This is a genomic window from Streptomyces sp. NPDC050625, from assembly GCF_040654755.1.
In the GTDB taxonomy this organism is placed as follows: Bacteria; Actinomycetota; Actinomycetes; order Streptomycetales; family Streptomycetaceae; genus Streptomyces.
Map to the genome: position 1 here is coordinate 12,990 of NZ_JBFAIQ010000016.1, position 18,104 is coordinate 31,093.

The following is an 18,104-nucleotide window of genomic DNA, read 5'->3' on the forward strand; positions in this document are numbered from 1 at the left end:
CACGCGAAGGTTCAGATCTCCATGACGGCATCGCAGTCGGTGCAGACGACGGACGCGTACTCGGCGGGATACCAGGGAGCCCCAGGGCTCTCGGACGGATGCCCAGGGGCCCTCTCCATGGCGAAGGTGTCCTTGCCGCACAGCGTCCGCGGTCCCGCGGCATCGGGCCTGCCAGGAGCGGCGGGCGCGGCGTGCACCCGACGGGGGAGCCGTTCCGCGTCGGGCGAGCCGGCCACGGGTGTATGCCCCGACACCGGCTTGTCGAGCTCGTACACGACGACGATCTCGCTCATGTGTCCACACCAGGCTCGTTCGCGGCTGAGCCGCCGGGCAACGCGTTCACCCGCGTTCACCCGTGCCCGGCGCCGGGGAGGGTGAGTTCACGGCCGCGGTAGAAGCCCTCGCTCTCCTCGACGACGTAGGGGGCCATGGCCGCCCGTCGCTGCTCCTCCGCATCCGAGGTCCGCCATGAATCGCATGCCTCCTGGGACTCCCAGAACGACACCCCGGTGATCTCCTGACCGTCCTCGGACCAGTACGCGAAAGCGCGGCGCAGCCCTTTGGGGGCGGGGGCCGGGCGCCACGCCCTCTCGAACTCCTCCAGCGTGCCCTGCTGAATGCGGCGCGTCGTCACCCACACGTAGTGCTCCTGCATGGCGGCTTCCTTCGTAGTACGCGTTCGGCTTGACCCCTCTCAGATTCACCGTAGGTCCGATGCGCCACTTCGGCGCGTCCTGGACGTCCAGGTGAAGAGGAGCCGGCTGCGCGGCTTGTTCAGGATGTGGCCGTGAGGCAGCTCCCCGTCAGGGCTGTCCGCGGGGTGCACCTGCAGTCGGGGGCTGGTGTTGCGGGCCTCGCGGTCCCACGCGACGACCAGGTCGGCCATCGCGTCGGCGAGGGCGTCGGCGTGCGGGCCGTGGGCATGGATGCCGAACTCCGCCACGCCGGTGCCGCAGCCATCGGTCACGAGTGTGCGGGTGAGGAGGTGGGCGAGGGAGTCGTCGCGGATCAGCGCGGCGCTGTCCCAGCCGCCGGAGCGGTGGAGGAGGCCGGTGTCGAGGTCGGCGTCGACGGCGAGGCGGGCGAAGCCGTCACCGAGGTGGTTCGCCAGCCACAGCAGGAGCATGTCGAAGGGCACGTCGCCGGGAATGGTCACGCCGGTCCAGCGTTCGGTACGGGGCATGTCGAGGGCGGCATCGAGGCGGCTGGTGTCGGCAGGGGTGCCGTCGGCGAACCGTACGGTGATCTCGCCGCCGCGGAGCCGGGTGACGACGTCGCCGCGGTAGCCGGGACCCTGGAGGGGCACGAACCCGCACACGGTGTATGTGTCCGCGATCAGCACTCCGCCGCGTTTGGTGAAGGGGATCGACCACGTGTGGCCGTGGATGCGCAACGGGACGACGAGACGGCCGCCCTCGGTGAGGCAGTCGACCCAGGCGGGCGGAATGTCGCGGGCCTCGACGGTCACGACGAGGGCGTCCACGCTCCCGGCCGCCACGAGGTGGGCCGGGGCCTGCTCGCCGTCGCCGAGGTGGACGCGGACCCGGTGGTAGCCGGTCTCGGTGAGGAAGCGGTGGGCGCGCTCGGTGACCCATGGGTCGATGTCGATGCTGATCACGGTCCCATGGGGGCCGACGACCTCCTGGACGAGGGCGGCGTTGTAGCCGCCGGAGCCGATCTCCACCACGGTGTCGCCGGGGCGGAGGGCGGCGTCGCGGATCATCTCGGCCTGCAGCCAGGGCGCCGACACGCTGCTGGTGGGCGCCCCGCGAACGGTGCGCTTGGTGACCGGGGCCCGATACGCGTCATGGGCCTCGTCGAGCGCGACGCCGGGCAGGAAGCGGTGACGTGGCACGCGCCGCACGGCAGCCTCGATCGTGCCGCCGGCGTCCATCCGGCCGTCGGCCAGCAGCCGGTCGGCCATCGCCTGCCGCAAGGCTGCCGCCTCCAGGGCCTGTTGGGCGGGCTCGGGTACTTCGGCGGGCGCGATCGGGTAGCGGTGGACGGGCGGCAGATCGGGCAGCAGACCGGGCCAGAAGGTGTCGATCACATGCGCGCTCGGCGTGAACAGCGGCTGAGCGAGCGCGGGCAGGTCGGTGAGCTCGTGCCACTCCCAGCGGCTCAGCAAGTGCGGTTCGGTCACGGCCGGTTCGCCGCTGAAGGCGGTGACGCGCACGGCGGCCGTCACCCGGGGGATGCCGTGCACGGAGTCCATCAGGAGGGCCGACAGCCGTGCGTCGGCGCGGTCGGCCCGCAGCCCGGTCTCCTCTTCCAGCTCCCGGACGGCGGCGTCGAGGAAGTCCTCGTCGCCGTCGTTCTTGCCGCCGGGCAGCTCCCACACACCGCGCCGGGTGGACCGGCCCAGCAGGATCCGCCCCGCGGAGTCGGTCACGACGACACCGGCCCCGGTCAGGGCGTGCGCGGCAGGCCGCCCCTTGTCGGCGCAGGTGACCCGCGTGGCGGCGGGGTCACGAAGGACGACGAAGGCGAGCCCGTCCGCGTCGTGTCGCTCGGCGAACGTCCAGCCTTCCTGGAGCAGGCCGATCTCCTCCTCGTCGAGGGCGATGTCCTGGCGGCTGTCCGGCACGGCCTCGCTGAGGGGTGTGATGACGCAGAGCGTGCCGCCCGGGCGCAGGAGTTCGCGCAGCCGGTTGACGATGCGGGTGCGGTCCCGGACGAAGGCCCAGCTGAGGCGGAAGGTGATGAGGTCGTAGGCGGGGTGGGGCAGATCGTCGAGGCCGTCCCGCTCGATGTCGGCCGGCCGGTAGGTGACCGCCGTGGCGGCGGTGTTCAGGGCTTCGGCCTGGGCGAGTGCGGCGGGGGCGTAGTCGATGGCGTCGACCTGGTAGCCGCCGGCGGCGAGGTGGCGGGCCAGTTCGCCCAGCCCGCAGCCGACATCGAGGGCGAGGCCGCCCGGGGCGGCCGGGGCATGCTCGGCCAGCAGTCGGCGTTCGGCGTCGCCGAGGGGCCGGAAGCTCTTGCCGCTCGCGTAGTGCGTGTCCCACTCGCCGGGCGTGGTGTGTCCCACCAGGAGGGCTCCCTGTCTGGTCGAAGTGGCCCTGGCCGTCGGCCCGTTCCGTCCGGATCCCGGGTCCGCCCCGCGTCGCCGGGGGCTGTCCGTGGACGCGGCGACGAGGGGCGAGACGACCCACGTTCTTGGAGATCGGGGGTGCGGGGTCAGGCGAGGCAGGTGAGGGGACGGCCGCCGTTGTAGGCGATCATGTCGGCGATCGCCGCGGCGACGTCGATGGGCCGGCCGAGGGGGCCGTCCTCCAACTCGGCGTACGCCCGGTGGAGGTTGCCGACGATACGCTCGCGGTCGAGCAGGTCGGCGTAGGGGCCCAGATCCACTTCGCGGGCGGTCTCCAGCGGCGTGAGCCCGGCCTCACGGCCGGAACGGGCGGTGGTCTGCACGAACCGCAGATAGCCGAGCACGTCGTCGATGAGGTCGGGGCCAGCGACACCGCCGTGCCCGGGAACGATCGTCGTCGCTCCCAGGGGCCTGATCACTTCCTCCAGGACCTGGACGGCACCGGCCACGGACCCCTGGAGGAGGAACGGCGTGCCGCCGTTGAACAGCACGTCACCGCTGAAGAGCAGCTTCCGCTCCGGCAGCCAGACGATCGAGTCGTTCGTCGTGTGGGCGGCCACACCGACGTGGCGGACGTCCGCGCGCAGCTCGTCGGACCAGACCGTCACCGCGTCGGTGTAGGTGAGGAACGGAGGCTCGGGGACGATGTCACCCCAGTCGACCTCGGTCCAGAACGGAGCTATTGCCTTCGGGTCGCCCCACTCCAGCACGTTCGCCCGGGTGGCCTCGTGTCCGACGATCGTGGCGCCGCCGAAGAGATGGTTGCCGAAGGTGTGGTCGCCGTGGTGGTGCGTGTTGATCAGAGTCCGTACCGGCTGCGGGGTGATGGAGGAGATGGCGTCCAGGTAGGCGCGGGTACGACGCACCGTCGAGCAGGAATCCACGCTGATCACCCCGCGCTCGCCCACGATGAAGCCGGTGTTGTTGATCCACCAGCTGCCGTCGGGCTGTATGTAGGCGAACACCCCGTCACTGACCTCCTCGACCCGCGGCGGGGGAAGCTCGGTGACGTCATGGTGGACGGTGCTCATGCTGGGCTCCTGCCGTAGTGGGTGGGCGGTGTGCTCGAAGCGACCAGGAGGTCGACGACAACATCCTCCCGGACGCGAGCGGCATCGCCGCGATCATCGCATCGGCGATCGGCGCGTCGGTACCCCACCGGTCGGCCAACCCGAGCAGTCCACCCCGGCATACGGCAGCGCCGACAGGCCGGGAGGGGCCCTTGTCACACCGGACGGCTGGACGCCTGGCGTGGCAGGAGTGTCCCTCCCGACCCGTCGACGGGGCGTCAGCCTCGGTACGCCGCGAAGATCTTCGCGAACTCGTACGGCGACTGAGTGATGTTGGTGCACCGGTACAGGGCACCCGTGCACGCGTTGCGGTCGCGGGTCGCCTCCCAGAAGGCGAGCTCGCCGAGATGCCTGCTCTGGGCGAAGGCGACCAACTGGCGGGCGTCGGTCTGGTCGTACACATGGCCGTCGTCGTTCTGGCCGAGCATCGGCGTCACCCCGACCATCGCCCACACCTGGGCGTCCGACCTCCCCGGGTAGAGGGACTTCAACTGGGTGAAGGTGCTCTGCGCGGCCTGGAGCGCGGCATCGCCGTAGTCGACACCGCGGTAGTAGTCCATGGCCATGACGTTGACGACGTCGAGGTCGACCCCGGCGTCGCGGGCGGACGTGACCACGTTCAGTCCGTCGGCGGTGAGGCCCTCGGGGAGCACCGGGAGGGTGAGCGAGATCCTCAGTCCCGGATGGGCCTGCTGCAGACGTGCCAGGGCCTGCGAACGGCGCGTGACGGAGGCCGGGTCGGCGGTGGCCGCGCCCTCGATGTCGAAGTCCACGTACGTCAGGCCGTAGGCGTTCACGACGGCGTTGTACTCGGCGTAGAGCGAGTCCACCGAGCCGCAGGCCTGGGCCAGTTCGATACCGGAGGCACCACCGAAGGAGACCTTGACGTCCCCTCCGCCGGCCCGGATCGCGTCGATCTGGTCCTTGGCCCAGCCGTCGCGCGGGTCATAGGCGTTGAACCACATCGCCTTGCAGCCCGAGGCGGTGATGAATGCCATGGTGTAGCTCGTGACCCCGCTCGCGGAGGCCATCTCGGGCATGCTCGGGGTGGGCCAGGCGCCCATGTCGACATAGGGCGCGGTGTGTACGCCACCGCCCGGCGGGGTGCCGCCGGACGTGGTGGTGCCGCCGGCCGCCGCGCTGTAGGCGGAGACGTTGCCCGCCGCGTCCTTGGCCCGGACGCGGAAGGAGTAGCTCGTGCCCGCCGTCAGTCCGGTGGCGGTGTACGAGGTTCCCGTGACGGTGACGGGTGTGCCGCCGTCGCGTGAGACCTCGTAGCCCGCGACCGATCCCGAGTCGTCGGTGGCGGCGGTCCATCGCACGGTGAGCGACGAGCCGGTCGCCGAGCCGACGGTCACTCCCGTCGGCACGCTGGGCGGTGTGGTGTCGCCGCCGCCCGAACTTCCTGCGCAGGAGCCGCCGTTGAGCCGGCAGTTGGTGGGTGTGCCGGTGCCGGTGGACACCCAGCCGAACGTGGTGGAGGCGCCCGGTGCCAACGTGCCGTTGTACTCACGGTTCTTGAAGGTGTAGTGGCTGCCGCTCTGGGTGAGCAGAGCGTCCCAGTACGAGCCGACCGTGGTGCCGGAGGGCAGGTCGAACTCGACCGTCCAGCCGGACAGTGTGGTGCTGCCGCCGTTGGTCACGGTGTACGCGCCCTGATAACCGCCGTCCCAGGAAGCGGACTTGGAGAAGGTGGCCGTAGCCGATCCCGCGGCATCGGCGGGCTGGGCCACGAACAGGAGCAGCGCCCCGATGAACAGGGCGATGAGTGCTGACGGTCTTCGCATTGCTGCCTCCACTGGGGGGTTGGGCGCCGGGGCGGCGCGCGAGGCTGCGCAGGATTGGTCCATACCAAGTTCTCTGTCATGTACGTACAGAGCTGCGGACCGTCCGTCAAGCAGAAAGGCCCTGCCGTTCAGTGACGGCAGGGCCAGGAGGCGGGGTCAGGCACAGCGGTTGGCGTGCCTGACGTCGAGGACGAAGCGCTCCGGGGAGTGGAGCTTGAGTGTCGTGTAGGCGGGCTTGGTGTGGAAAGCGGCTCCGAAGGTGACCGTACCCTCGAAGTCGCCGGTGAGGGCGAGGCCCTTGAGCGCGGGCAGGTTGATCTTCACCAGCTGGGGGCCTCGGTAGACGGACTGGCCCGCCTCGTTGTGCGCGGCGGCGGGGGAGAGCTTGATCTCAAGGAAGTACCTCCCGGCGAGCGGGACCTTCTTCCCGGAGGCGTCGTAGCGGAGTTCCTTGACCGGTTTCACGGTGACCGGGGGCATGGTGCCCCGGACGTCGATGACGAGCCGGTCGTAGGTGCAGTGCCCGCCCCAACGGGCGTTGACCACCAGCGCCGTCGCGGGAGCCTGCCGGGACTGCTGGGCAGCGGAGGCGGGAACCGTGGCGCCGAAGGCGGCGATGAGAAGAATTCCGGCCGCGATGGCCGTACGGCGTGGATGCTGGCGCATGACGCCCCCGATCTTTCTCGCAAGGGGACAGCGATTTCACCAGGGGAGACATACGAGCGGGCCATACGGTTGCATCGCTCGCGAGCAGCGTTTCATGCGTCCGCGTCCCTGTGAGGGGCGAGTGGATCAGGCCTTGAGGTGCCTGAGGGTGAACTCGGGCCGCGCATAGGGACCGGCCTGGAGCGCGGCCGGATCGGCAGGGAGGTCCGCTCCGGGAATGTCCGCGGCGTGGAGTTCGGCGTCGTCGACGGGGGGGGGTAGTCCAGTACGGCCGGGTCGGGGAGCTCCCAGAAGCGGCGTGTGTTGGCGGAGACGGCGTACACCGTGGCGAAGCGGGTGGCCGGCGGGGCGGTCAGTGCGGCGCGCAGGTAGCCGACGACGTCGCGTGGGCTCAGCCAGGTCGCGAGATGCCGGTGACGCGATTGCTGCCGGCCGGCACCACCCGCCCGATCCCCGTGCGCTGCGCCGCCTCCAGGACGTGATGGGTGCCGAGCACGTTGGCTTCGAGCAGATCGGCAAGCGGCGCCTCGTCCGGAACACCGCCCAGGTGGAGCACGCGGTCGGCCCCGGCGAGCGCCGACTCCACGGCGGCCGCGTCCCTCAGATCGACGGTGTGGACGGTCTCGTACTCGGCCTGCGGCGTCAAGGGCACCCGGTCGACCAGGACCAGGCGCGCCGCCTCGCCCCGCAGCGCCTCGCGCACCACGGACCCGATGTTCCCCGCCGCGCCCGTGACCGCCACCGTTCCCAGCCCCACCGTGCCTCCCCAGGTTGCGACAACCCGCGCATCCGCGCGGCGGTCGAACGGTGCGTGGTAGGGACCGCGGCCCCGGCGAGAGGGCGGCCGGGGCCGCGGTCGTGCGGTGGGTTCAGCAGGTGATGGTGCCCCTGCGCAGTGCGTGACCGCTGTCGTTGCTGTCGTCGGCCCAGAACACGGGCTTGGAGCCGCCGACGCACTCATCGGCTCCGGCCACCGAGAAGCCCTCGTTGTTGAGGTTGGCCATGCCGGTGGGCCGGTTGTAGATCGCCGTGGTGGCGAAGGCGCCGGACGCATCGACCTGCATGGTGCGGTGCTGACCGCCGCAGGTGTCGTCGCAGACGACCCACAGACGCGAAGCCTGCGGCTCCCACTGCAGTTCCATGACGCCGGCCATGCCGCTGCTGATGGACGCGACGCGAGTGAAGGCGCCCGAGTCCTGGAGGACGTAACCGTAGATCATGCCGGTGCCTTCGACGCCGACGAAGAACACCCCGCCCGTGTGCGCGCTGTACACGCTCGGGTCGTAGGCCGAGCCCGTCGACCCGTCCTTGGGCCGGCGACGCCGTCAGGGCGCCGACGACCAGCGTCGGGCCGACAACTGCGGTGAGGAGAAGACAGAGGCTACGGCGCCACCGGGGAACACGTGATTCGATCACGAAGTCCGTCCTGGGATCGGTCTGACAGGCCGCCAGGACCCTTCCGACACGGGCCGAACGGGCTCCCTACGATGGGTGAGTGTCGTGTGAACGATGAACGAATCGGAAGCGGAGCGCACAGCCGCCGGCGACTCACGCGTCAGTGTGCTGCCAGGGGAAGGGCGTGCGGTCGGGCTCGACCCAGCTGGTCCTGGCCCGGGCGCCGGCCAGCGTCGAGGGCTGGTAGAAGCGCGTGAGCAGCTTCTTGTCGAGCAGCGCGGGGTGCTGGTCGGCGAAGGTGTCGAAGTCGGCCGTGTCCGGCTGGGTCGCGTGGTGGCCCACCAGCTCGACCCAGGCGCGACTCACGGTGGCGTGGTACTTCTGCGGGGCACCTGCGTAGCGGGCGGTGCGCCGGATGCCGTCGCTGACCAGGTCCACCGCCGCTTCGGTGCCGTAGCGCCGGACGGCCAGCCAGGTGAGGTGGACGTGCTGGCGGTGCCCGAAGCGCTCGGCGGTGGCCATCACCTGCGCCATCAGTTCCGTGAACGGCGAGGACTGCTCGTTCACGTCGTGGCCGCTCGTGGTCACATCCCCTCCGCGACCAAAGCGTCCAGAACGGTGTGGAAACCGGCGATCGCCTCGGCAGACAGGCCCGCCAGCGCGCGGCCCTCGATGTCGGCCAGCGTCTGCTCGATCAAGGCTGCCGTGGCGCGACCGGACTCGGTGAGTTCGATCAGTACCGAGCGGCGGTCGCCTGCCCGGGTGCCGCGGGTGATGTGACCGCGGCGTTCCAACCGGTCCAGCACGCTGGTGAGCGTGGTGGGCCGGATGCCGACGGCGGCGCCCAGCTGGGACACGGTGCGGCCTCGGCCGTCGGCGAGGTTCGCCAGCGCGTTGATCTCCGAGGCGGTGAGGTCGAGGTCGACGAGTTCGGTGCTGATCAGCTGCAGGGTGGCGTGGGTCGCGCGCTGCAAGGTCAGCAGCACCGACCGGCCAGGTGGCACGGATTCGGACTTCATGGTCTCGGACTTCATGATTTCGGATATTACGAAATCGTACTAACGGCTCGCAAGCCGGTTTTCGTCGCGTCCGCGGCTCACGGTGCTTCCAGGAGATCGCCCGCCCCCGGCAACGGCCGGGTCGGGTCGTCGTACATCAGCATCAGTCCGTCGGACCAGCGGACGTCCGGATCGCCTGCCGCCGTGCGAGCGCGCATATCGAGGAGCGCTTGGGGCAGCTCGGCCACCCCGCGGATCGAAGCCACCGTCTGGCGGATGCCCCGGTGGTACTCCCCGCAGTCAGCGCCGGCGAACCTGCTGTGCCGGCGCCACAGCACGATGGTGAAGCCCGCGAGGAGGAGGCGGCCGAGCGCATCCGTTTCCTCGGCGTAGCCATGGCTCCTGCCGCACAGGACGGGGATCGTGGTCGGGGGAAGGGCACGCAACGACTCCACCTCGCGCAGGGGCATCGCGATGCCGTCCGCACAGTCCAGCAACTCCGGGACGGGCTCACGGGCGTGCAGGGCGCGCCAGCGTGCGAGACGCTCCTCCGCGAATTCGGAGTCCTCGTCGAGCAGGGCGTCTGCGCAACGCGTGACGATCGGGCGCGTGGCTCCCAGAGGACGGTCATCACTGGGCACCAGGCGCCAGGCATCGACAGGCAGGTCCAGGAGCCGTGCCGGGGTGGCGATCTCCAGTGTCGCGGGGTGGCCTGGCTCGTCGAAGCGGCGAAACGCCTCTGCGAGCGGGGCCACCAGAGTGGGAGCAAGTGCTTCCAGCGAAGTGCGGAAGCCTTCCGCGAGCGGCAGTACCTCATCCCGCGTTGTGTCGAGCAGAGCGATCCGCCAGTCCACGCGGCCGGGTTCGAAGCCACGCCCCGTGAGTTCCAGCAGGATCCTGCCCGGGGAGCGGGCCTCGGCACGGGTCGGCTGCTGTGGTCCGGAGCCCGTCCGGTAGCCCGGTCCCGGCCGCGACGCCTGTGTGGACCGCGCAAACCGGAGCCGTTCGACCCGCTGTTGGGCGAGGTGTTCGCGGTAGGCCGCGCCGAGGGGCTGCGCGGCTTGCATCACCCACGCCCAGAGCGCTTCCTCGGCACCGGAAGTCTGCGGCCCGTCCCCGGCCCGGTCCGTCGACATCGCCTGCATCGCGAATTCGAGCACGGCCTCTCGTCTCCTCGTGCTCTCGTACAGGACACCGAGCCCGTCCCGCCAGCCGCGCGGCGCGGGCAGGGGAGTGGGCGTACGACGCTCCTGCACGGAGGCCAGGATGTCGACCAGACTGCGGGTGCTGACCGGCGGCGGAAGGTCGGCGAGCAGACCGAGCAGCTCGGTGCGCTCGTACGGCGTCAGCATCCGGCCGGGTCGTGCGCCGAGTTGGTTCTGTAGCTCGGCCCAGGTGGGGCGGGTGATGTCGGGTTGGCGCCGGCGGGTGCGGTGGTATCGGTCGTGGGCGTGGAACACCGCTTGATAGAGGTCGGCGTGCTCGCTGTTCACCGCGGACACCGGCAGGGCGCGCAGCTCGGAGATCCCCACACAGGTTCCGCCGCGCACATGATCCGGTCGCGTCGTCAGCACGCCGACGACCTCGCCGCGGACGGGGTCGATCACGGGTCCGCCGGAGAGGCCGTGGGGGAGGTCGTCGTCGGCCAGGTGCACCCGGGCGGCACCGGACCGGCCGGCGATGCTGCCCTGCACGGCGAGCGAGCCGTGCTGGCGATGCACCTGGCCGTCCGTCTCGGCCCAGCCCGCGTAGAACATCCAGTCGCCGGGGCGCAACACCGTGGGGCGTTCGGAGAGATAGGCGCACTCGTGCTGGACAGGCTCTGTCAGCCGCACGAGTGCCAGTTCCGGAAGTATCGCCGCCACCGTGCCGCGGACGACGGACGTGCTCCGGTCCGGTGCGCTTTCGTAGACCACCGTCACGTCGTTCCCCACCGCTCGGGAAGCCACGTGAGCGCAGGTCACCACCCAGTTGGGGGCGGCGAAGAAGCCGCTGGCGATGAATGTGGCGGACTCGTCCAAGTCGTACCCGGAGGCGGGGTGATGAACACGGACCGTCGCCGCCTGGACGAGTTCGCGCAGCAACGTGAGGGCAAGGTCGTCGGAGCCACGCGATGCGCTCGACGCACTGAGCAGCTCTCGGTACAGCACTTCCAGGGCGCCATCGATCGGGTCGCCGTCCCGCTCCCGGAGCTCCGCGTACGACTCGTACGACGCGACGGCCTGGGCGATGCGCCCCTGGCCCCTGAGCGCCAGCATGTGCAGACGGCGGAGGTGCACTTGGTCGGGATGGTCTCGGACGAGGACCTCCAGCTCGGTCGTCGCGCCGGCCAAGTGACCCAGTTCCACGTCCAGTTCGGCACCGGCCGTGCGCAGTGACAGGCGCAGCGCGTGCACGCGGGCGCGGGTCGCTTCGGCGGCCGGACCGGGAATGCCGTCGAGGGGAGGGCCGTACCAGAGATCCAGGGCCCGACGGATCTCGGCGCGTCGGCTACCGGCGTCCTGCTCGCCGGGCGCGCCGGATGCGCCACTGAGCAGGTCCTCGCAGTGGAGTACGTCGACGAACGCACCGGGCACATGGAGGGCGTAGCCGTCCGGGAGGGCGGCGACGGTGCCCGGGCCCAGGCGTCTCAGTACCTCGGCGGCCAGCAGATCGATACGGCGGACGGCCTCGGGGTGCGTGGGCGGCTGTTCCCACATGCCCTGGGCCAGCTCCGGGTAGGTGACGCGCCGCCCGTGCCGGAGAATCAGCATGCACAGCATGGCCTGTGCCTCGGAGACCGGCACTGTGATGACCGGCTCGTCGGGGAGGGTGATCCGCAGTGGGCCGAGCAGCCCGAAGCTCCAGGAGTCGGGGTCCTGCGCCATGGCCAGTCGCGGGGCCGCCGCCTCGGCCGTCAGCCGGCCGTTGCCGATCTCGGCCAGCAGCTCCCTGTACTCCGCGGGTGTCGTCACGGACGGCACCAAGTCTCGTAGCAGTGCGTTGAGTTCGTGGAAGTCCGACGTCGCGTCCTTGCCCAGGGACTCCTCGCCCAGGGCGAACCTGCTGATCACGACGGTGCCGTCAGGGCGAAGCAGCAGGCCGGCCGTACCCGTCTGCCCGCGCACCAGACCACGCTCGTGCAGGGCGCGCAACCCGGGGACCACCTGGGAGGCGAGACGAGCGAACAGCCCGAAGGGCACCCCCGGTCCGCTGCCCCGCTGCAGCTCCGCCAGCGTCACCCCGTCCACGAACTGGGTGACCAGATAGGGGACTTCGCCCTGCACCCCATGGCTCAGGACCCGCACCACATGTGGGTCGTCGATCGCGGCCAGCGCTTGTGCCTCGCGCAGGAACCGGTCCTGAGGCGCAGTTTGCTCCCGGTACAGGTGCAGGGCGACGAGCTGGTCCGTGGCCACATCCACGGCCGTCCACATCCGCTGCCCCGGCCCCCGCCGCTCCACCGGCCGGTACCGTCCACCGATCAGCCCCTGCTCCGTGCCTTCGCGCGCCTGGTCCTCTCCTGCGCCCAGACGCTGTACGGTCTCCTCGCTCACCGTCGCGAAGGGCGCGTCCCCATGGCTTCCCGCATGGGCACGGAACTCCCCGGCCGCGAACCCCGCGCGCTCGTCGATCAACCCGCCGACCTGGGCCAGGAATTCGCGTGCCCGTTCCCGGGCCGTACGCGGCAGCGTGCGCATCAGCAGATCGCGGACCCCGGGGCGGAAGTCGTACGAGCCCGGCGGACCGGGGACGGCGGTCAGCATGCCGCTGAGGATGACCTCGGCCAGGTGTTGAGGGCGCGGGTCGCGGAGCAGGGTGTGCTGCACGAGGCGCATCACCGGCACCGAGGGGACGGCCAGCGCGAGGTGGCCGGCGAGCCGGAAGGCTTCCGGGGTGGCAGTGGCGCGGAAGTGACGGAACAGGTCGTCGGGCGCCAACGACGCGATGTCCGGGGCGGGTTCGGTGTCAGGGGTGGGTGCGGGCGGGAGCCAGGCCGCCGCGCCGGGCGTCCGGCCGCCGCCCGGGTCGGCGATCAGGCCGGCCCAGTGCGCGAGCCACTTCGGGCCCGGTTCCAGGACGGGGAGGAGGACGGCGCCGTCGCGCGGAGGCGGGGCGTCCGCGTCGTACGGCGCGAAGGCGAGTGCCGCGGTTGCGGCTGCCGTCGCCGGCGCCGTGAGCAGGCCGGGCTCGGCGGGCAGGGTCGTGGTCGGCCACAGGCGTTCGGGCAGCGGCTGTACGACGGCCAGCGGCATGCGGAGCGCCCAGCGCCGCAGGGTGTCGTACCAGCGTCGGCCCGCCGGGCCCGGACGCCATTGCGGGCCCATGCAGTCACTGACGACGAGTGTGACGGTGCGGCCGTCGGCGAGGTCGGGGACGTGCCGGGCCCGGCCGTCGGGGGTGGCCGGATGCAGGGTGACCGTGCGGAAGAAGCCCGACTGTGCCAGGGCGGTGTGCAGTTCGCGCACCAGGGGGCGCCAGACGGGCATCGTGGGGCCCGTGTCGTGCACCAGGCTCAGCCGTAGCCAGCGGTCGGGGGCCGGGCGCAGCACGGGTAGCCATGCGTCGGGATGCGCTCCGAGCCGGGCGATGCGGTCGGCCGTCGCACGCTCGTCCAGGATGCGGGCATGTGGGGACGGCACCCTGCGCTTGAGGGGACGCAGGGCCCGCTGGAGCGCCAGTGGTCGCTTCAGCATCGGGGGTGCGGGGGCCAGCAGCGAGGGGCCGTCGGCGGCACGCTCGGGCTGGGCCGAGGGGGGTGCGGGCATGTGCAGGGGGACTCGGCCGTCCGGGGGCGTCGCGGGTGAGGGGTCCGGCTGTGGCGCGCGGGGAGTCGGTGGTACGACGTCGGTGGCACCCTGTTCCGTCGGGACCTCGGTCTCCGTGTCCCGTGCGGGGGCGACGGGTGGTGCCGTGGCCGGTGCCACCGCTGGTTCCTCGACGGGGCCCAACCGCTGTGCCAACCACAGCAGTTCCGCCAGCTCCCTAGGCGTCGGTCCGTCGCCGGGCGCCGATGCGTGGGCTGTCTCCGTCGCTTCAGCGGCGGCTGCCAGCACGGCGGCGAGCTGGGGGACGAGTGATGCGTCTCCCGGCACAGCGGCGCCCCTGGAGTCAGAAGCCATCGCCGTCCGCGGCCGCACTGAGATACGGCATCAGCTGCGCGGCGAGATCCTCGCGGGACTCGGTGTCCAGGCCGGCGACTCCGGTGAGGTAGATGGCGTTCAACAACTGGTCGGTGGCGAGCTCCCCGCTGCCGGCGCGGGTCAGGAACGCCCGGATGAGGGACTCCGCCCGGTCGTCCGGGTCGCCGAGATGGGCGCGGACGATCTCGGTGAGCTGCTCCCGGCCGGGGCGGAGCAGCTTCAGCCGGACGCAGCGGCGCAGGAAGGCGGGCGGGAACTCGCGTTCACCGTTGCTGGTCAGCACGACGAAGGGAAAGGCGCGACAGCGGACGAGGCCGCGGCTGATCGTGACCGGGCGGTCCGTGCCGTCCGCCAGGACGTCGGCCGTGTCGCCGTCGTCGGCGTAGCGCGCGGAGCGGACCAGCTCCGGGATCTCGTACTGCCCCTCCTCCAGGACGTTCAGCAGGTCGTTGGGCAGGTCGAGGTCACTCTTGTCGATCTCGTCGATGAGCAGCGCGCGGGGGCGGTCGTGGGGGAGCAGCGCGGTACCCAGGGGGCCCAGGCGCAGGTGGTTCTCGATGCCGCCCGCGCCATGGTGCGGTGCGTCGGCACCGGCGCCGGGACGGGCGGCGTAGAGCCGGGACAGCGGGTCGTACTGGTAGAGGCCGTCGGCGAGCGTGCTGCGGCTGGTGATGTTCCAGCGCAGGACCGGGCCGAGACACAGTTCGCGCGCCACCGCGTACACCAGCGAGGACTTGCCGGTGCCGGGCGGTCCGGTGACCAGCAGCGGGCGGCGCAGACAGAGCGCCGCGTTGACGAGCTGGACGCTCTGCGCAGTGGCGACATAGGTGCGGGCGCGGTGCACCCGGTCGGGTGAGACGGCCGCTCCGTCGTCGTTGTCGCGGGGCGGCGGCAGCGTGGGGCCGCCGTCGAACGCCCGCCAGGGCGGCGGGGCCGGCAACTGCTCGATGCCGTCGTGCGGCTCGCTGTTGCCGGTGTAGACGGACCAGTGCGGCATGGGCGGTCTCCGGTTCGGTTCTCCGGGGCTGGGTTCAGGCGACGGGTGAGCGGGAGTGGGCGGCGGTGGCGTGCGGGTCGGTGAAACGGCGTGGGTCGTCCCACAGCAGCTGGATGCCCTCGGCCCAGTGTCCGGCCGGGTCGTCCGTGGTGTAGGCGGCACGGCGCAGTTCGCGGATGTGGAGCGGGAGTTCGGCGGGCGGCACGTCGGCGACCCGCTCGTCGAGCCGGTCCAGGAACGCCGTTCCGGCGCAGTCGCCCGCGCACGCGTCCCCTTCTCCGGTCTCCCCGCTGCCGCAGCCGTTGCGCGACCAGGCGATGACCGGGGCCGGTGCGGTGACCGACTTGTTGAAGTGACCGCGGGTGCGGGTCGTCTGGGGAGTCGTGGCGAAGCCCGCGAGGCATGCGTCCGCCTGCCAGAGCCTGTTCAGGAGCTGCTTGGGGCCGACTGATCCCCCGCACTCGACGCGTTCCATCCGGCAGCCGGTGGCGGAGTCGAGCCGGTTCCACGCCTTGGTGAGGTCGTTCCGGGCCGTCGGTTTGCGGCGCGCGTGGTCGGTGACGACGAGCGGATGGACGCAGCCGAGCGGAAGCTCGTCGTCGGGGTCGCTCTCCCAGGTGTCGACGGGCCAGTGGAGCCAGTCGCGGGGCAGGGAAAATGTGATCAACTCATCCGCCCCGGGCGTGAGATGAAGGATGGCTGCCTCGATGCGGTCCTGGACGTATGCACTCAGCCGGGTACGGGGCACGGTGTCCGAGGCGACCGGGTGCCGACGGCCTTCGCTGAACGCCGAGACCTCGACGCGCACTTGGCCCTCGCCCTCGCCGCTGGGACCCAACTCGACGAGAATGGGCGACCAGTCGGGCCCCGACTCCTGCGGATCACCGGCACCGAGCAGGGCCTCCAGCCGGTCGGCGAACCGGGTCACGGTGTCCTTGGCCTCACGTCCGTCGAGTTCGCACAGGACGAACAGCGCCGCCGACCGGAGCGAGTCGAACCCGTCCTGCGGTGCGGGCGGGTCGTAGTCGCCCGCGGCGGCGTTGTAGAGCCGCACCGGATCGCACTCCAGGCCCGCGCGGACCGCCTTCTCGACCAGCTCGCGCAGCCGTGCCCGGTCGGCGGCCGCGCGCGGCGACTCCGGGACCAGGCTGCGCAGGTCGCGCCAGTAGCGTTGCAGGACCCGGGTGGGCAGCATCCGCCCGACCAGGACGCCCGGGGCGGTCGTGATGGCCGAGACCATGCCGACCACCGTGCCGTCGGCGAGCGCCACCGCCGCGCCGCTGAACCCCGCCGCCAGCGGCTGGCCGTGCGCCGTGAACGCCTCCAACTGGACCCACTCGCCGAGGATCAGCGGGCCGGGCACGGCACGGTAGGAGGCGAGCACTCCCTCGTCGGACCCCTCCGGGAAGCCGTACGCGACCAGTTCGGGTGAGGGACTTCCGCGCTCGGCCCCGGGAGGCGCGAAGGCGGCCGGGGCGAGTGACACCGGGCGGTCCAGTTCGAGGACGGCGATGTCCCCGGCATCGGTGACGCCGCCGGACCAGCCGCCGTGCACGACGACGCGCGCCGGAACGGGAGGGGAGGCGGGGAGCTGCGGGAAGGACACGGCCACCGCCGACTCGGCACTGCCGTGCACGACATGAGCACAGGTCAGAACCTTGTCAGGGGTCACCAGGAAGCCCGCACCGACGACCTGACCCGCGCACTCGATCCTGGCGTGCCACTCGGAGCTCGGCATGACCGGACTGTTCTCGAAATCCACCACGCCTTCCATGGCACGCCCCCGTCGTCACACTGCCGCGCGTATGCCCATTGTTACGGGCGGTACTTGGGGTTGTCCCGATGTTCACAAGGTCGGTTCGACCAGCAGCACCGGCGTGAGCCCTGGCTGCCCGGTCGACCGCGGCGGGACGGCGCCGGGCGCCGGGGCGGAGCCTGCGGGCCGGTGTCCGTCGTCAGGTACGGGTCTCGCTTGCGGGGGCCTCGATGTCTTTGATGCCTTCGGTGCCGGAGCGGGTCCGGGCCGTGCCGTCGACGGCGAATGCGCGGAGGCGGTCACGGGCGGGGGTGTCGGGCAGAGCGTCGAGGTGGGCGAGGGCCCGGCGGATGTGCTTCTGCGCCAGCTCTCCCGCGGCGTGGAGGCCACCGGTCGTGGCGACCAGTTCCCGGATCCGTCTGCCGGTCCGCTCGTCCGGCGCGGTGGTGAAGGCACGGGCGAGCTGTTCGCGTTGCGCCGGCCCTGCGTGGTCACGGGCGAGCAGAACGGGGAGGGTGGGCCGCTGGTTGCGCAGGTCGCTGTCGGACGGCTTGCCCGGCAGGCCGCCGGTGTACGGGAGCAGGTCGTCATGGATCTGGTAGGCGATGCCGAGCGCCTCGCCGTAGCCGGTCAGCGCCGCGGCCTCGTCCTCACCGGCGCCCGCGAGGGCGGCACCGATGCGGCAGGCCGCCGAGAACAGTACCGCCGTCTTCAGCCGCGCCATCTCCAGATACTCCTCGACCTGGATGCCGAGGTCCCCGGTCTGTACGAGCTCCCGGGCCGCGCCCTCGCACGCCTCGCGCCCGGCACGGGCCTGGACCCGCATCGCCGTGACGATGCGGGAGGCCGGTACGCCACGGTCGGCGCATTCGGCGAGGGCATCGAACCAGGCGAAGAACAGTGAGTTGCCGGCCACCACCGCGGTCCCGGGACCGAACCGCGTGTGGACGGCGGCGCGGCCCCGGCGTACGGCGTCGCGGTCGATGAGGTCGTCGTGGACGAGACTCCCCGCATGGGCGCACTCCAGCCCCGCCGCCGCGGGCACCACCTGCTCCAGCACCCCGCCGACGGCCAGGGCGCTGTACACCAGCAGCAGGGGCCGCAGCAGCTTGCCCGGCGGGTCGAGCGCGGCCGCGCATGCTTCTGTGAGCACCGGGACTCCGGCTCCGCACGGGCGGACACAGCGGGCGATCTCGCCCCGGAGTACCGCCTCCGGCCCGG

13 protein-coding genes and 1 pseudogene are annotated in these 18,104 nt (G+C 71.8%); all 14 read right to left on the minus strand.

All coding sequences use genetic code 11. The annotated features are described in order from the left end of the window. Positions 1 to 11 precede the first annotated feature (11 nt). Positions 12 to 293, minus strand: a complete 282-nt coding sequence (locus tag AB0I54_RS29280) for a hypothetical protein (protein WP_363299178.1) — start codon at positions 291 to 293, stop codon at positions 12 to 14. 56 nt (positions 294 to 349) lie between these two features. Next, positions 350 to 655 carry a hypothetical protein gene (locus tag AB0I54_RS29285; protein ID WP_363299179.1) on the minus strand — a complete coding sequence of 102 codons (306 nt, stop codon included), beginning with the start codon at positions 653 to 655 and terminating at the stop codon, positions 350 to 352. A 45-nt stretch (positions 656 to 700) separates the two neighbouring features. Further along, positions 701 to 3,028, minus strand: a complete 2,328-nt coding sequence (gene fxlM / locus AB0I54_RS29290) for a methyltransferase, FxLD system (protein ID WP_363299181.1) — start codon at positions 3,026 to 3,028, stop codon at positions 701 to 703. A gap of 149 nt (positions 3,029 to 3,177) precedes the next feature. Continuing rightward, complete coding sequence (locus AB0I54_RS29295) at positions 3,178 to 4,122, minus strand: MBL fold metallo-hydrolase (protein ID WP_363299182.1); 945 nt, start codon at positions 4,120 to 4,122, stop codon at positions 3,178 to 3,180. Between the two features lie 257 nt (positions 4,123 to 4,379). Continuing rightward, complete coding sequence (locus tag AB0I54_RS29300; RefSeq protein WP_363299183.1) at positions 4,380 to 5,948, minus strand: cellulose binding domain-containing protein; 1,569 nt, start codon at positions 5,946 to 5,948, stop codon at positions 4,380 to 4,382. Positions 5,949 to 6,104: 156 nt separating this feature from the next. Continuing rightward, a complete protein-coding gene (locus AB0I54_RS29305; RefSeq protein WP_363299184.1) occupies positions 6,105 to 6,614 on the minus strand; it encodes a hypothetical protein in 510 nt (169 codons plus the stop codon). Between the two features lie 391 nt (positions 6,615 to 7,005). Then, a complete protein-coding gene (locus AB0I54_RS29310; RefSeq protein ID WP_363299185.1) occupies positions 7,006 to 7,371 on the minus strand; it encodes an NAD-dependent epimerase/dehydratase family protein in 366 nt (121 codons plus the stop codon). Between the two features lie 112 nt (positions 7,372 to 7,483). Next, a pseudogene (locus AB0I54_RS29315) lies at positions 7,484 to 7,924 on the minus strand (hypothetical protein); the annotation flags it as partial. 238 nt (positions 7,925 to 8,162) lie between these two features. Next, a complete protein-coding gene (locus tag AB0I54_RS29320) occupies positions 8,163 to 8,597 on the minus strand; it encodes a hypothetical protein (RefSeq protein WP_363299186.1) in 435 nt (144 codons plus the stop codon). Further along, positions 8,594 to 9,043 (minus strand): MarR family transcriptional regulator, encoded by a 450-nt coding sequence (locus tag AB0I54_RS29325; protein ID WP_363299187.1) that lies wholly within the window; start codon positions 9,041 to 9,043, stop codon positions 8,594 to 8,596. Before AB0I54_RS29325 ends, AB0I54_RS29320 begins: the two co-directional genes overlap by 4 nt. Positions 9,044 to 9,105: 62 nt before the next feature. Continuing rightward, a complete protein-coding gene (locus AB0I54_RS29330) occupies positions 9,106 to 14,109 on the minus strand; it encodes an SAV_2336 N-terminal domain-related protein (protein ID WP_363299188.1) in 5,004 nt (1,667 codons plus the stop codon). Continuing rightward, complete coding sequence (locus AB0I54_RS29335) at positions 14,099 to 15,127, minus strand: MoxR family ATPase (protein ID WP_363299190.1); 1,029 nt, start codon at positions 15,125 to 15,127, stop codon at positions 14,099 to 14,101. Before AB0I54_RS29335 ends, AB0I54_RS29330 begins: the two co-directional genes overlap by 11 nt. Before the next feature lie 34 nt (positions 15,128 to 15,161). After that, positions 15,162 to 16,865, minus strand: a complete 1,704-nt coding sequence (locus AB0I54_RS29340) for a trypsin-like peptidase domain-containing protein (protein ID WP_363299191.1) — start codon at positions 16,863 to 16,865, stop codon at positions 15,162 to 15,164. A gap of 217 nt (positions 16,866 to 17,082) precedes the next feature. After that, the gene (locus tag AB0I54_RS29345) at positions 17,083 to 18,036 is read right to left on the minus strand and encodes a polyprenyl synthetase family protein (protein WP_363299192.1); all 954 of its coding nucleotides are present in this window, start codon (positions 18,034 to 18,036) and stop codon (positions 17,083 to 17,085) included. Between the last annotated feature and the right edge of the window lie 68 nt (positions 18,037 to 18,104).

Bases quoted from the DNA above. Each gene is read 5' to 3' on its own strand.
- AB0I54_RS29330 (WP_363299188.1), bottom strand. From the start codon at position 14,109: ATGGCTTCTGACTCCAGGGGCGCCGCTGTGCCGGGAGACGCATCACTC.
- AB0I54_RS29325 (WP_363299187.1), bottom strand. From the start codon at position 9,043: ATGAAGTCCGAGACCATGAAGTCCGAATCCGTGCCACCTGGCCGGTCG.
- AB0I54_RS29285 (WP_363299179.1), bottom strand. From the start codon at position 655: ATGCAGGAGCACTACGTGTGGGTGACGACGCGCCGCATTCAGCAGGGC.
- AB0I54_RS29335 (WP_363299190.1), bottom strand. From the start codon at position 15,127: ATGCCGCACTGGTCCGTCTACACCGGCAACAGCGAGCCGCACGACGGC.
- AB0I54_RS29340 (WP_363299191.1), bottom strand. From the start codon at position 16,865: ATGCCGAGCTCCGAGTGGCACGCCAGGATCGAGTGCGCGGGTCAGGTC.
- AB0I54_RS29280 (WP_363299178.1), bottom strand. From the start codon at position 293: ATGAGCGAGATCGTCGTCGTGTACGAGCTCGACAAGCCGGTGTCGGGG.
- AB0I54_RS29295 (WP_363299182.1), bottom strand. From the start codon at position 4,122: ATGAGCACCGTCCACCATGACGTCACCGAGCTTCCCCCGCCGCGGGTC.
- AB0I54_RS29305 (WP_363299184.1), bottom strand. From the start codon at position 6,614: ATGCGCCAGCATCCACGCCGTACGGCCATCGCGGCCGGAATTCTTCTC.
- AB0I54_RS29300 (WP_363299183.1), bottom strand. From the start codon at position 5,948: ATGCGAAGACCGTCAGCACTCATCGCCCTGTTCATCGGGGCGCTGCTC.